This window comes from Rhodovulum sp. (assembly GCF_011048875.1).
Classification (GTDB): domain Bacteria; phylum Pseudomonadota; class Alphaproteobacteria; order Rhodobacterales; family Rhodobacteraceae; genus Rhodovulum; species Rhodovulum tesquicola.
In genome coordinates this window covers 1-12,585 of record NZ_DSDD01000355.1, presented here as the reverse complement: position 1 = coordinate 12,585, position 12,585 = coordinate 1, and the positions used below count along the sequence as shown (strand labels likewise).

The 12,585-nt window shown below is 66.4% G+C and carries 10 protein-coding genes and 1 pseudogene; 2 read left to right on the top strand and 9 right to left on the bottom strand.

Annotated features, from left to right (window positions below):
• Positions 1 to 47: 47 nt before the first annotated feature.
• The 8 genes and pseudogenes from gyrB to mutM all read right to left on the bottom strand — a co-directional run bounded on the left by gyrB (position 48) and on the right by mutM (position 9,491).
• The gene (gyrB, locus tag ENN83_RS12490) at positions 48 to 2,465 is read right to left on the bottom strand and encodes a DNA topoisomerase (ATP-hydrolyzing) subunit B (protein ID WP_287187468.1); all 2,418 of its coding nucleotides are present in this window, start codon (positions 2,463 to 2,465) and stop codon (positions 48 to 50) included.
• Between the two features lie 78 nt (positions 2,466 to 2,543).
• Positions 2,544 to 2,986, bottom strand: a pseudogene (locus ENN83_RS12485) (LysE family transporter).
• Positions 2,983 to 4,095, bottom strand: a complete 1,113-nt coding sequence (recF, locus tag ENN83_RS12480; RefSeq protein ID WP_287187467.1) for a DNA replication/repair protein RecF — start codon at positions 4,093 to 4,095, stop codon at positions 2,983 to 2,985. The pseudogene ENN83_RS12485 and the gene recF overlap by 4 nt, the downstream one beginning before the upstream one ends.
• A gap of 58 nt (positions 4,096 to 4,153) precedes the next feature.
• On the bottom strand, positions 4,154 to 5,272 hold the full coding sequence (dnaN, locus tag ENN83_RS12475) for a DNA polymerase III subunit beta (protein WP_287187466.1): 1,119 nt from the start codon (positions 5,270 to 5,272) through the stop codon (positions 4,154 to 4,156).
• Between the two features lie 117 nt (positions 5,273 to 5,389).
• The gene (dnaA, locus tag ENN83_RS12470) at positions 5,390 to 6,736 is read right to left on the bottom strand and encodes a chromosomal replication initiator protein DnaA (RefSeq protein ID WP_287187464.1); all 1,347 of its coding nucleotides are present in this window, start codon (positions 6,734 to 6,736) and stop codon (positions 5,390 to 5,392) included.
• 586 nt (positions 6,737 to 7,322) lie between these two features.
• Positions 7,323 to 7,589 carry a 30S ribosomal protein S20 gene (rpsT, locus tag ENN83_RS12465; RefSeq protein ID WP_132693548.1) on the bottom strand — a complete coding sequence of 89 codons (267 nt, stop codon included), beginning with the start codon at positions 7,587 to 7,589 and terminating at the stop codon, positions 7,323 to 7,325.
• Positions 7,590 to 7,800: 211 nt separating this feature from the next.
• On the bottom strand, positions 7,801 to 8,577 hold the full coding sequence (locus ENN83_RS12460; protein ID WP_287187461.1) for an enoyl-CoA hydratase: 777 nt from the start codon (positions 8,575 to 8,577) through the stop codon (positions 7,801 to 7,803).
• Between the two features lie 62 nt (positions 8,578 to 8,639).
• Complete coding sequence (gene mutM, locus ENN83_RS12455) at positions 8,640 to 9,491, bottom strand: bifunctional DNA-formamidopyrimidine glycosylase/DNA-(apurinic or apyrimidinic site) lyase (RefSeq protein WP_287187459.1); 852 nt, start codon at positions 9,489 to 9,491, stop codon at positions 8,640 to 8,642.
• Positions 9,492 to 9,576: 85 nt separating this feature from the next.
• Here mutM and ubiE point away from each other — a divergent pair, with 85 nt between their 5' ends.
• Entirely contained in the window at positions 9,577 to 10,329 is a 753-nt protein-coding gene (gene ubiE / locus ENN83_RS12450) for a bifunctional demethylmenaquinone methyltransferase/2-methoxy-6-polyprenyl-1,4-benzoquinol methylase UbiE (RefSeq protein ID WP_287187458.1), read from the top strand.
• The gene (gene ubiB / locus ENN83_RS12445; protein ID WP_287187457.1) at positions 10,330 to 11,853 is read left to right on the top strand and encodes a 2-polyprenylphenol 6-hydroxylase; all 1,524 of its coding nucleotides are present in this window, start codon (positions 10,330 to 10,332) and stop codon (positions 11,851 to 11,853) included.
• 6 nt (positions 11,854 to 11,859) lie between these two features.
• Here ubiB and ENN83_RS12440 read toward each other — a convergent pair whose 3' ends face one another.
• A complete protein-coding gene (locus tag ENN83_RS12440) occupies positions 11,860 to 12,534 on the bottom strand; it encodes a flagellar hook capping FlgD N-terminal domain-containing protein (protein WP_287187454.1) in 675 nt (224 codons plus the stop codon).
• Positions 12,535 to 12,585: the final 51 nt, after the last annotated feature.

Genomic DNA, 12,585 nt, shown 5'->3' with positions numbered 1-12,585 from the left:
GGGGAATTGCGTGAAACTTCTCGTCAATTCAAGCGGCCGCGACCGGATCAGAAATCCAGATTGGCCACGCTCAGCGCGTTCTGCTGGATGAACTCGCGCCGGGGTTCCACGACATCGCCCATCAGCTTGGTGAATATGTCGTCCGCCTCGACCAGATCCTCGATGCGCACCTGAAGCAAGGTGCGCGCCTCGGGATCCAGCGTGGTTTCCCACAACTGGTCGGGGTTCATTTCGCCCAAGCCCTTGTAGCGCTGCAATGTCAGGCCCTTTTCGCCCTCGGTCAGGATCGCGTCCAGCAGCCCGCTGGGCGCGTGAATCGGCTGGTCGCGGTCCTTGCGCACCAGCGCCGCGGTTGCCCCGTAGACCTCCTGCAGCTTTTCAGTGAACCCGCCAAGCCGCCGCGCCTCGGCCGAGCGCAGCACCTGCCCGTCCAGCACGCGGACCTCCTCGACACCGCGCACCACCCGGGCGAAACGCAGACCGTGGTCCTGGGTCGGCCGCCCCTGCCAGCCGCGCTCGTATTCCAAAGCGATCAGGTCCAGCCGCTCCGCCACGCGGTCGGCCACCCCCTGAAGGTCCATGTCGATCTGGCCCGCCAGAAAGGCCCCGGCGATCGCGGCCTGTTCCAGGATATGCGACGGGTAATGCGTCGGGAACGCCTGAAGGACGCGCCGCACCTGCCGCGCCTCCTCGACCACGCGGGCGAGGTCCTGCCCCACGATTTCTTCACCAGAGCCCAGCCGCAGAAACGCGCCCTCGATGCCCATGGCGATCAGGTAATCCTCAAGCGCGGCCTGATCCTTCAGATAGACCTCGGACTTGCCGCGGCTGACCTTGAACAGCGGCGGCTGCGCGATGTAGAGGAAGCCGCCCTCGATCACCTGCGGCATCTGCCGGAAGAAGAACGTCAAGAGAAGCGTGCGGATATGCGCGCCGTCCACATCGGCGTCGGTCATGATGACGATCTTGTGGTAGCGCAGCTTGGAAATGTCGAACTCGTCGCGCCCGATCCCGGTGCCGAGTGCGGTGATCAGCGTGCCGATCTCCTGGCTGGACAGCATCCGGTCAAAGCGCGCGCGTTCGACGTTCAGAATCTTGCCTCTGAGCGGCAGCACCGCCTGATTGGCACGCGCCCGTCCCTGTTTGGCCGATCCGCCCGCGCTGTCGCCCTCGACGAGGAAGATTTCCGATTTCGCCGGATCGCGTTCCTGGCAATCGGCCAGCTTGCCGGGCAGGCTGGCCACGTCCATCGCCGTCTTGCGCCGGGTCAGTTCGCGCGCCTTGCGCGCTGCCTCCCGGGCCAGGGCCGCCTCGATGATCTTGCCGACAATCTGGCGGGCCTGCTGCGGGTTCTCCTCGAACCATTCGGCCAACTTCTCGTTCACCAGGCTCTCGACCGCGGGCCGCACTTCGGAACTGACCAGCTTGTCCTTGGTCTGGGAACTGAATTTCGGGTCAGGCACCTTGACCGACAGCACGCAGGTCAGCCCCTCGCGCGCGTCGTCCCCGGTGAAGTTGACCTTCTCGCGCTTGGCGATCCCGCTCGACATCGCGTAATTGTTGATCGTCCGTGTCAGCGCACCCCGAAAGCCCGCAAGGTGGGTGCCACCGTCGCGCTGGGGGATGTTGTTGGTAAAGGGCAGCACCGTCTCGTGGTAGCTGTCGTTCCACCACATCGCGATCTCGACACCGATCCCGTCACGTTCGCCCACGATGAAGATCGGCTCGGCCATCACCGGGGTCTTGTGCCGGTCGAGATAGCGCACGAATTCGCGCACGCCGCCTTCGTAGAACAGTTCGGACCGCAGCGGCTCGGCCGGGCGCTTGTCCTCCAGCACGATGCGCACGCCCGAGTTCAGGAAGGCGAGTTCCCGCAGCCGGTTCTCCAGCGTCTTGAAGCTGTAGTCGAGGTTCGAGAAGGTATCGAGCGATGCCAGGAACCGCACCTCGGTCCCCTTGCGCCCCTCGGACGGCCCGACCACGCGCAGATGCTCGACGGTGTCGCCACGCTCGAACCGGACGAAATGCTCCTTGCCATCGCGCCAGATCCTGAGTTCCAGCCAGTCCGACAGCGCGTTCACCACCGACACGCCCACGCCGTGCAGACCGCCCGACACCTTGTAGCTGTTCTGGTCGAATTTGCCCCCCGCGTGCAACTGGGTCATGATGACCTCGGCAGCCGAGACGCCCTCTTCCTCGTGGATGCCGACCGGGATACCCCGGCCGTTGTCGCTGACCGACACGCTGGAATCGGCGTGGATCTTCACGCTGACACGATCGGCATGGCCCGCCAGCGCCTCATCGATGCCGTTGTCCACCACCTCGTAGACCATGTGGTGCAGGCCCGAGCCGTCGTCGGTATCGCCGATATACATCCCCGGGCGCTTGCGTACCGCCTCCAGGCCCTTGAGAACCTTGATGGCATCGGCGCCATATTCCTCAGCCTGCCGCGCGTTTTCCGCCATGTCAGCGTTCCTTTTTCTTCTGCGCGATTTATACGGTCTCGTGGTGGGAATGTCACGCGCCGCCCACAATATTTGGTGTCAGGTGAACGGGATCACCAGCCCCACCAGGATCAGCAGCCCGCCCGCAATGCGGTTCGTCCGCCTGAGCACCGTGGGCGAGCTCAGCGTCCGCCGCGCCCGGTCGACGAACAGCGCGAAGACCAGGTTCCCGGCGAACGGCACCGCCATCGAGATCGCGGCCCCGGCATGGCGGATCAGAAGGACGCCCATGACCAGGAACACAAGGCTTGCCACATAGCGCAGCACGACGAGGATCTCGCCATGGGACGAGACCACCCAGCTGACCCCAAGGATCGCCAGAAGCGGCCAGAGCGCATCGCCGATCACCACGCCCAGCGCCAGCGGCCAGGCCGCCCGGAACCCGCCCGCGCCGCCATTGCCACACAGACCGGAACGGGCGTCAGGAACAGAACGAACATCGTTCCCGCATAAAGCAACAGTTCCGAACCCGTCACATTCACCGCATTTCTCTCTCCACCACATGGCTTGTGCCATCGGTTTCAATGACTTCCAGATATTGCGCCCGGCCGCCCAGCGTCTCGAACAGCTCCGCCCCGGTCCCCGTCATCCAGGCCTGCGCCCCCAGCGTACAGATCTCGTCGTAAAGCGCTGCCCGCCGCCCCGCATCCAGATGCGCCGCCACCTCGTCCAGCAACAGCAGCGGCGGCGCCCCGAAATCGGCGGCCAGCGCGCGCGCATTGGCCAGGATCAGCGCGATCAACAGCGCCTTCTGCTCGCCGGTCGAACAGTGCCGCGCCGGAACGCCCTTGGCGGCGAACACGGCCTCAAGATCGGCGCGATGCGGCCCGGTCAGCGTCCGCCCCGCCGCCATGTCGCGCCCCCGCCCCGCCGCCAGCGCGCCCGAGAGCGCCTCGGCCGTTTCGGGATCGGCCCCGTCAGGCCCCGACAACGCCAGGTCCGCCGCCGGAAAGGCCGTCTCGGCCCCGGCCTGCGCCGCCGCCAGACGCGCCAGAGCCGAGCGCCGATTCATCCCGATCGCCGCGCCCGCCTCGGCCATCTGCCCTTCGAGCGCGGCGAACCAATGGGCATCCCGCACCTCGTCCCGCAGCAGCCGGTTGCGCTCGCGCATGGTCTTGTCATAGGCCAGCACGGCCTCGGCATGGGCGGGCTCGAAACTCAGCGCGATCCGGTCCAGGAACCGCCGCCGCCCCTCGGCCCCCTCGATCCACAGCCGGTCCATCGCGGGCACCAGCCACAGCACCCGCGCGATCCGCCCAAGCGCCACCTGCGCCGCCGCCTTGCCGTCGATCCGCACCTGCCGCGTTCCGCCGGGCTCGGCCCAGGTCTCGACCTCATGGACCTGACCGGGCACGTCCAGAACCGCGCCGACCTTCCAGCCCAGCGCCCCCGGCGCCCGTGCCAGATCCTCGGCCGCCGCCCGGCGCAGGCCCCGACCCGGCGACAACAGCGACACCGCTTCCAGAAGATTGGTCTTGCCCGCGCCGTTCGGTCCGAAGATCGCCACCGGCCGCCCGTCCAGCGCCAGCCGCGCCCGCGAATGCGAGCGGAACTGGGCCAGCGTCAAGCCTGTCACCGCGAGCCTGAGCACGCCCCGTCCTTCTTCTGGCCGGAAATATCCCCGCCGGAGGCAATCCGGCGAAGAAGGGCTAGACCCGCATCGGCATCACGACATAGACCGCAGAGCTGTCATTGCCCTCGCGCATCAAGGTCGGATCGCCCGCCGAGTTGAACAGGAACACCGCGTTCTCGCGGTCCACCTGGCTGGCGATTTCCAGCAGGTATTTCGCGTTGAATCCGATCTCCAGCCGCTCGTCGCCATAGGCCACGGCCAGTTCCTCCTCGGCGGCGCCGCTGTCGGGGGCATTGACCGACAGCGTCAGCCGGTCCTCCTCGAGCGCCAGCTTGACCGCGCGCGAGCGTTCCGAACTGACCGTCGCCACGCGGTCCACCGCCTGGGCGAATTCGGCGGCATCCACCTCGAGCCGGCGGGTGTTCCCGGTCGGGATGACCCGGCTGTAATCGGGGAAGGTGCCGTCGATCACCTTGGATATCAGCGTGATCTCGGGCGTCGCGAACCGCACCTTGGTCTCGGACACCGAGACCGCGATCTGCGCCTCGTCATCGTCCAGCAGCTTGCGCAGCTCGCCCACCGTCTTGCGCGGCACGATCACGCCCGGCATCGTCTCGGCCCCTTCGGGCAGGGCTGCGTCGATTCGCGCCAGCCGGTGGCCGTCGGTCGCAACGCAGCGCAGCACCCGGCCACCCTCGCCATCGGCGACATGCATGTAGACGCCGTTCAGGTAATAGCGGGTCTCCTCGGTCGAGATCGCGAATTTCGACTTGTCGAACAACCGCCGAAGGACCGGGGCGGCGGCCGCGAAATTCGACGAATATTCGGCCGTAGCCATCACCGGGAAATCCTCGCGCGGCAGCGTGGCCAGCGTGAAATGCGATCGCCCGGCCCGCACCGTCATCCGCCCCGCGGCCCCATCATCGGCCAGTTCGACCAGCGCGCCATCGGGCAGCTTGCGCACGATCTCGTGCAGGGTCACCGCGGGCACCGTGGTCGCGCCCGCCCGCTCGACCTGGGCGGACACCTTATCGACCACCTCGATATCCAGGTCGGTAGCGCGAAAGCTGACCTTGTCCCCCTCGGCCTCGATCAGCACATTGGCAAGGATCGGGATCGTGTTGCGCCGCTCGACCACAGATTGCGCCTGCCCGACCGCCCGAAGCAGCGTGCCGCGTTCTATGCTGAATTTCATGCCCTCGCTCCTCATGCCGACGGGACGCGAACCGTAGCGGTTCCGCCCCCCGGCTCAAGCGTTTTCTGGACTGTCCGAGACTTTCGCAGGGGCGTCAAGGTCATCGCCGTGCGCCGGTCATCCTTCCAGTGTGCGGCGCAGCATTTCCAGATCCTCGGCAATCTGCGAGTCCTGGCTGCGCAACTCCTCGATGCGCTTGACCGCGTGCATGACCGTAGTGTGGTCGCGCCCGCCGAAACGCCGCCCGATCTCGGGCAGACTGCGCTGGGTCAGTTGCTTGGACAGCCACATCGCGATCTGGCGCGGACGGGCGATGGTGCGGTGGCGTTTCGGACCCACCATGTCGGCCAGCCGCATGTTGTAATGTTCGCTGACCTTGCGCTGGATCTCTTCGACCGTGACCTTGCGCTCGGAGGCCCGCAGGATGTCGGCCAGGCAATCCTGCGCAAGGTCCAGCGTGATTTCCTTGCCCACCAGCGAGGCAAAGGCGAAGAGCCGCGTCAGGGCGCCTTCCAGGACCCGGACATTCGTGGTGATCCGGTGCGCAAGGAACTCCAGCACCCCGTCAGAGATCAACAGGCCGGGATATTGCTGGCGATACATGTCCACCTTCTGCTGCAGGATCCCGAGGCGCAGCTCGTAATCGGTGGGGTGCAGGTCCACCACCAGCCCGCATTGCAGGCGGCTCTTGATGCGGTCCTCGAGATCCTTGATCTCGCCCGGCGCGCGGTCGGCCGAGATGACGATCTGCTTGCCCTGATCAACCAACGCGTTGAAGGTGTGGAAGAATTCCTCCTGCGTGCTGTCCTTGCCGGCGATGAACTGGACGTCGTCCACCATCAGCACGTCGACCGAGCGGAACAGCGACTTGAAGCCCATCATGTCGCGCTCCCGCAGCGCCTGCACGAAGCGGTACATGAACTGTTCCGCCGACAGATAGACGACTTTCGCCTCGGGCACACGCTCGCGCAGCTCCCAGGCAATGGCATGCATCAGATGGGTCTTGCCGAGGCCGACGCCGCCATAGAGGAAAAGCGGGTTGAAGGTCACCGTCCCACCCTCGGACACGCGGCGCGCCGCGGCATGGGCCAGTTCGTTCGGCTTGCCGGTGACGAAGGTCTCGAAGGTGAACCGGGCATCGAGCGGGGCGCCGGGCAGGTCACCCTCGGCGCGCGGCTCGGACTGCGGTGCGGGTCGCGGCGCCGCGGCAGCGGACGTTTTCGCATCGGACACGGCGAATTCCAGCCGGTCGACCGCAATGCCGTTGCGGGCCAGATGCTCGACGATCCGGTCCCCGAAATTCCGTTTAACCCATTCCCCGACGAAATTCGTCGGCACACCGAACCGTGCGACCCCGTTCTCGAGTGCCCGGAACTCGAGGGGTGCGATCCAGGTCACATAGTTGTTCTTTCCGATCGTATTCTCGAGGTCCTTGCACACACGTCCCCAGGTGTCTTCTGTCATTTTCGCCCGCTTTCGCTCCGTCCCAAATCATCCGGCCGACGAACGCCCCGTGCCATTCAGGCTACAGGCATCCGCCTCCCGCGCCCACGCGACGAGAGTGGTCAAAGACCCCACCCACGGCAGCCGGAAAGAAGAGCATGCGACAACGTGGCCGGTCACACCCGATTCCCGGGCGCCGGCATTCGTTTCGTCCTGCTCCGCTTCCGCGCGGGCACAAATGGACGTGAGGCCCAAGCGGTTCCGGTCATTGTCTGACGGAAACGCCTGTGTCGCGTCCGATCTTCGCGGATCCCCTCATCGCGAATTCCGGATTGCACCCCGAAGACGCCCCGGCCATACACCCTTGGCCTTTGGAACGTCCGCGGGGGCCGCGTGAGCCATGCCCCCCCAAGTCGAATGAATCGCTTGAAAGACGGTAGACCGCCCCTCGTGAGGGGCGCAACAGAACTTCGGCCTTGACGGAAGCTTTGCCGGAAACGAATCCGGACCCCGTGTCCGGACCGCCACGCGGGCGCAGTGATGGGCCCGAAAGCAAAAGGGGCGTGGCCTGCGCCACGCCCCTGAAATACCTTGTTTTTATGGCCGATCAGGCCCCCAGAGCCTTCACCCGGGCCGATAGCCGCGAGATCTTGCGGGCGGCGGTGTTCTTGTGGACGACGCCTTTTGTCACGCCGCGCATCAGTTCGGGTTGGGCGAGGCGGAGGGCGGCGGTGGCGGCGGCCTGGTCGCCGGTCGCGATGGCCTCCTCGACCTTGCGCAGGAAGGTGCGGATGCGCGAGCGGCGGGCCTTGTTCACCGCGGTGCGGCGTTCGATCTGGCGGGCGCGTTTCTTGGCCTGGGGCGAATTTGCCATGGTTTTCAGATACCTCTGTGTCCGGGTCGTCGTTCAAATCCTCGCGCGACGAGTTCCCGGCCGGGTGTCCAGATCACCGGCTGATTCCGGCCAGAGCGGGCCTCACGCGCATGTCAGGCGGGCCGTATAGGCCAGATCGGGGCGAAAGGAAACCCGAAAAGCAGGATCGGATTTCCATCGGACTTTCATCGGACTTCCGTCGGACCGGGCCCTACTTGTCGCGGAACTGCGGTTCGCGCTTTTCGACGAAGGCTTGCATGCCCTCGGTCTGGTCCTCGGTGGCGAACATCATGTGGAACATCCGCCGTTCGAACAGCAGCCCCTCGCGCAGCGTCGTCTCGTAGCTGCGGTTGACGCATTCCTTGACGGCCATCGCGGTCAGCGCCGATTTCTCGGCGATCTTCTGGGCGGCGCCCATCGCCTCTTCCATCAGCTTCTTGGCGGGCACCACGCGGCTGACCAGCCCCGAGTGTTCCGCCTCTTCGGCATCCATGAAGCGGCCGGTCAGGTGCATGTCCATCGCCTTGGACTTGCCGATGATACGGGTCAGCCGCTGGGTGCCGCCGATGCCCGCGACCACGCCCAGATTGATCTCGGGCTGGCCGAATTTCGCGGTGTCGGCGGCGATGATGAAATCGCACATCAGGGCCAGTTCGCAGCCCCCGCCCAGGCAATAGCCCGACACGGCCGCGATGATCGGCTTGCGGCAGGCCAGGAAGCGTTCGGTCTCGGGGGTGAACAGGTCGCCCGCGAAGACGTCGACAAAGCTTTTCTGGCTCATCTCGCGGATATCGGCCCCGGCGGCGAACGCCTTTTCCGAGCCGGTCAGCACGATGCAGCGCACCTTGTCATTGGCATTGGCCTGGGCCACCGCGTCGGCCAGTTCGGCCATCAGTTCGCTGTTGAGCGCGTTCAGCGCGTCGGGCCGGTTCAGCCGGATCAGCGCGACATGGTCTTCGATCTCGACGATCAGCGTCTTGTAAGCCATCTGGAACTCGCCTCCGTTCCGTTCGGAGCCGAACCCTTAACCGTCTGGCCCGGGCTTTCAAGCTATCTTTGGCATCGCGGACAGTAGTAGGTCGAGCGCCCGGACTGCACGATGCGCCCGATGGTGCCGGGGCAACCGGGTGTCGGGCAGGGCGCGCCCGCGCGGCCATAGGCGCGGAACGCATGCTGGAAATAGCCGAGTTCCCCGTCGGTTCGGCGGTAATCGCGCAAGGACGATCCGCCCGCCTCGATCGCCTCGGCCAGAACGTCGCGGATCACGGGCACGAGGCTTGCCGCGCGGGGCGCGGCAATCCGGCCCGCCTGTCGTTTCGGCGAGATGCCCGCGCGGTGCAGCGCCTCGCAGACATAGATATTGCCCAGCCCCGCCACGACATGCTGATCCAGCAGCGCGGCCTTGATCGGCGTCATCCGGCCCCTGAGACGGGCCACCAGATAGGGTTCGTCGAAGGCGTTGCCCAGGGGTTCCGGGCCAAGCCCCGCCAGCAGGCGGTGGGTTTCAAGGCGGTCGGTGGCGATCAGATCCATCGCGCCGAAGCGGCGGGGGTCGTTGAAGGTGATGCGCGCGCCGCCCTCGATGTCGAGAACGACATGATCGTGTTTCTCGGGCGCGGGATGGGCGTGGACGAACTCGCCCGGCATCTGCCCCGAGACCAGCACCCGGCCCGACATGCCCAGATGCCAGATCAGCGTCTCGCCGGTGTCGAGATCGGCCAGCAGGTATTTCGACCGCCGCCCCAGCCGGATCACCCGCGCGCCGGTCAGCCGGTCGGCCATTCCTTCGGGAAAGGGCCAGCGCAGGTCGGGGCGGTTGACCTGTGCGCGGGCGATCATCCGGCCTTCCAGCACCGGGGACAGGCCGCGACGCACTGTCTCTACCTCTGGCAATTCGGGCATCGGGGCCTTCCTTGTGGTCCGCTTCGCATTGTAGTCCCCGCAGGGCGCCCTATAAGAAGGGCGCGGCAGATCAACGGCAAGGCCCATGACAGAGCAAGCCCAGAACACCACGCATTTCGGTTTCCAGACTGTGCCCGAAGAGGAAAAGGCGGGGATGGTGCACGGGGTCTTTACCCGCGTCGCCTCGCGCTATGACCTGATGAACGATTTGATGTCGGCGGGCATTCACCGCATCTGGAAGGATGCGATGATGGACTGGCTGGCGCCGCAGCCCTGGCAACGGCTGCTGGATGTGGCCGGCGGCACGGGCGATATCGCGTTCCGGTTCCTCAAGCGCGCGCCGGGGGCGCAGGTGGTGGTCTGCGACCTGACCGAGTCGATGCTGGTCGAGGGCCGGAAGCGCGCCGAGGCCGAGCGACTGAGCGACGATCTGGACTGGGTGGTGGGCGACGCGATGGCCCTGCCCTTCGAGACCGGCAGTTTCGACGTGGTCACGAACGCCTTCGGCACCCGCAATGTCACCCGCATCCAGGACTGGCTGAACGAGGCCTACCGGGTGCTGAAGCCCGGCGGGCGGCTGATGGTTCTGGAATTCAGCCAGATGCCCAACCCGATGCTGCAATGGGCCTATGACCGCTATTCCTTCAACGTGATCCCGGTGATGGGGCAGATCGTGGCGAATGATCGCGGCAGCTATCAATACCTGGTGGAATCGATCCGCAAGTTCCCCGATCAGGACACGTTTGCCGACATGATCCGGCGGGCGGGGTTCGAGCAGGTGAAATACCGCAACATGTCGATGGGCATCGCGGCGCTGCATTCGGGCTGGAAGATTTAGGTGCGCGGTCCCCACAATATCGTCCGGCTGGTGCAGACGCTGGCCACCTTCGAGCGCACGGGCGCGAACCGCTTTGTCCTTGAGGCGATGGAGGCACCTGCCAGCGTGCGGGTGGCGGCGCGCATCCTGGGCTGGCCGTTCAAGGTGCTGGGCAAGAAGGGCGATCCCGATCAGCCCCCGGTGACGCGGGCGCTGACCGCGCTGGGGCCGGCCTATATCAAGTTCGGCCAGATCCTCTCGACCCGGCCCGACGTGGTGGGCAACGAGATGGCGGAGCGGTTGCGCGTGTTGCAGGACAAGCTGCCGCCGTTTCCGATCGAGGTGGCGAAGGAAACCGTGAGCCAGGAACTCGGCCGGCCGGCGGACGAGCTGTTCTCCGAGTTTTCCGAACCGATCGCCGCAGCCTCGGTCGCGCAGGTGCACAAGGCGCGGGTGCGCGAGACCGGGGAACTGGTGGCGGTCAAGGTGCTGCGGCCGAATATCGAGCGCGATTTCCGCAAGGATATCGATGCGTTCTACCTGGCGGCCTCGACCATCGAGATCCTCGCGCCGTTCTCGCGGCGGCTGCGGCCTACGGACGTGATCGCGCATTTCGACAGCGTGGTGGCGGGCGAGCTGGACCTGCGGATCGAGACGGCGGCGGCGGGCGAGTTCGCGGCGAATACCGAGGGCGATGCGGGCTTCGTCGTGCCGCGGGTGATCTGGCCGCTGTCGGGCAAACGGGTGATGACGCTGGGCTGGTGCGAGGGCGAGCCGATCGGCGACGACGCCGCGCTGGACGCCGCGGGCCACGACCGCCGCGCGCTGGGCGAGCGGGTGCTGTCGATGTTCTTGCGGCACGCGCTGCGCGACGGGTTCTTCCATGCCGACATGCACCAGGGCAACATGAAGGTCGCGCCGAACGGCGATATCTTGGTGTTCGATTTCGGCATCATGGGGCGGATCGACGAATATACCCGCCGGGTCTACGCCGAGATCCTGTTTGGCTTCATCCGGCGCGATTACCGCCGGGTGGCCGAGGTGCATTTCGAGGCCGGATACGTTCCATATGACCGCGATATCGACGAGTTCGCGCAGGCGTTGCGCTCAGTCGGCGAGCCGATCTTCGGGATGGACGCCACCCACATCTCTATGGCCCGGCTGCTGGCCTATCTCTTCGAGGTCACCGAACGCTTCGGCATGGCGACGCGGACCGAACTGATCCTGCTGCAGCGCACGATGGTCGTGGTCGAGGGGGTGTCGCGGTCGCTGAACCCGTCGATCAATATCTGGGAAGTCGCCCGGCCCATCGTCGAGGACTACATCAAGCAGTATATCGGACCCAAGGCGCTGATCCGGGATCTGAGGCGCACCGCGCTGGTGCTGGCGCGATTCGGCCCGCGGCTGCCGGAAATGGCCGAGGCCGCGCTGATCCGCCAGTCGCACCCGCCACCCGAGCCGACGCGATCCGGGGCGCTGAAGCTCGCCTTGTGGGCGGGGCTGGGCGCGGTGGCGGGCGGTGCGGCGGTGGCGCTGCTGGTCTGAGCGACCTCAGCCCGGCTGGCGCAGCGCGGTCACGTTGCTGGCCGATGTCTCGCCGCCGCCTTGGAAGACCAGCTTGACGCCGCTGGCATCGCTGCGCACCTCGACGATGGGGGCATAGATCTCGGCCACGCTTTCGCCGATGCGTGCGCCTTCCGAAAAGCTCTCGACGACGAAACTGTAGTTTCCGGGGGCGAGCATCTTGCCGTCCTGTCCCATGCCGGTCCATTGCACCGCCATGCCATCGGGGGCGATGGGCAGGCGCTGCACCTCGCGTCCGCCGGCATCTCGCACGACAAGCTGGGCGCTGTCGGCCGCAAGGTCGGGCCGGGGCAGGACCGTGACCGGCGCGCCCGTGAACTGTGCGGGCACCGCGGCGCGCCCCTCCATCCCGACCCAGGTGCCATATTGCGCGAGCCCGGCGCCGCCCATGTTCTCGGTCAGCTGCTTGAGCAGGTCGTTGGTGCGCACCTGCTGCTCGACCCCGGAAAAGGTCGCAAGCTGCACCGCGTAATCGGTCGACTCGATCGGGTTCATCGGATCCTGGTTCTGCATCTGGACCGTCAGCATGCGCAGGAAGGTTTCGAAATCGCTGCTGATATTGGCGGCCTTGGCGCTGGGCGAGGCGGCGGTGGGGGTCGAGGTCGCGGCGCTGGCGGCGGCCGGGTAGGTCACGCTGGTCATCTGGGTCACTCCGTTCAAAGGCGCAGGTCGAGCCCGCCTGCGGCCATGCTC

Excerpts from the sequence above, each read along its gene's own strand:
- ENN83_RS12460 (WP_287187461.1), bottom strand. The coding sequence starts at position 8,577 with ATGGCTTACAAGACGCTGATCGTCGAGATCGAAGACCATGTCGCGCTG.
- gyrB (WP_287187468.1), bottom strand. The coding sequence starts at position 2,465 with ATGGCGGAAAACGCGCGGCAGGCTGAGGAATATGGCGCCGATGCCATC.
- mutM (WP_287187459.1), bottom strand. The coding sequence starts at position 9,491 with ATGCCCGAATTGCCAGAGGTAGAGACAGTGCGTCGCGGCCTGTCCCCG.
- ubiE (WP_287187458.1), top strand. The coding sequence starts at position 9,577 with ATGACAGAGCAAGCCCAGAACACCACGCATTTCGGTTTCCAGACTGTG.
- rpsT (WP_132693548.1), bottom strand. The coding sequence starts at position 7,589 with ATGGCAAATTCGCCCCAGGCCAAGAAACGCGCCCGCCAGATCGAACGC.
- dnaA (WP_287187464.1), bottom strand. The coding sequence starts at position 6,736 with ATGACAGAAGACACCTGGGGACGTGTGTGCAAGGACCTCGAGAATACG.
- dnaN (WP_287187466.1), bottom strand. The coding sequence starts at position 5,272 with ATGAAATTCAGCATAGAACGCGGCACGCTGCTTCGGGCGGTCGGGCAG.
- ENN83_RS12440 (WP_287187454.1), bottom strand. The coding sequence starts at position 12,534 with ATGACCAGCGTGACCTACCCGGCCGCCGCCAGCGCCGCGACCTCGACC.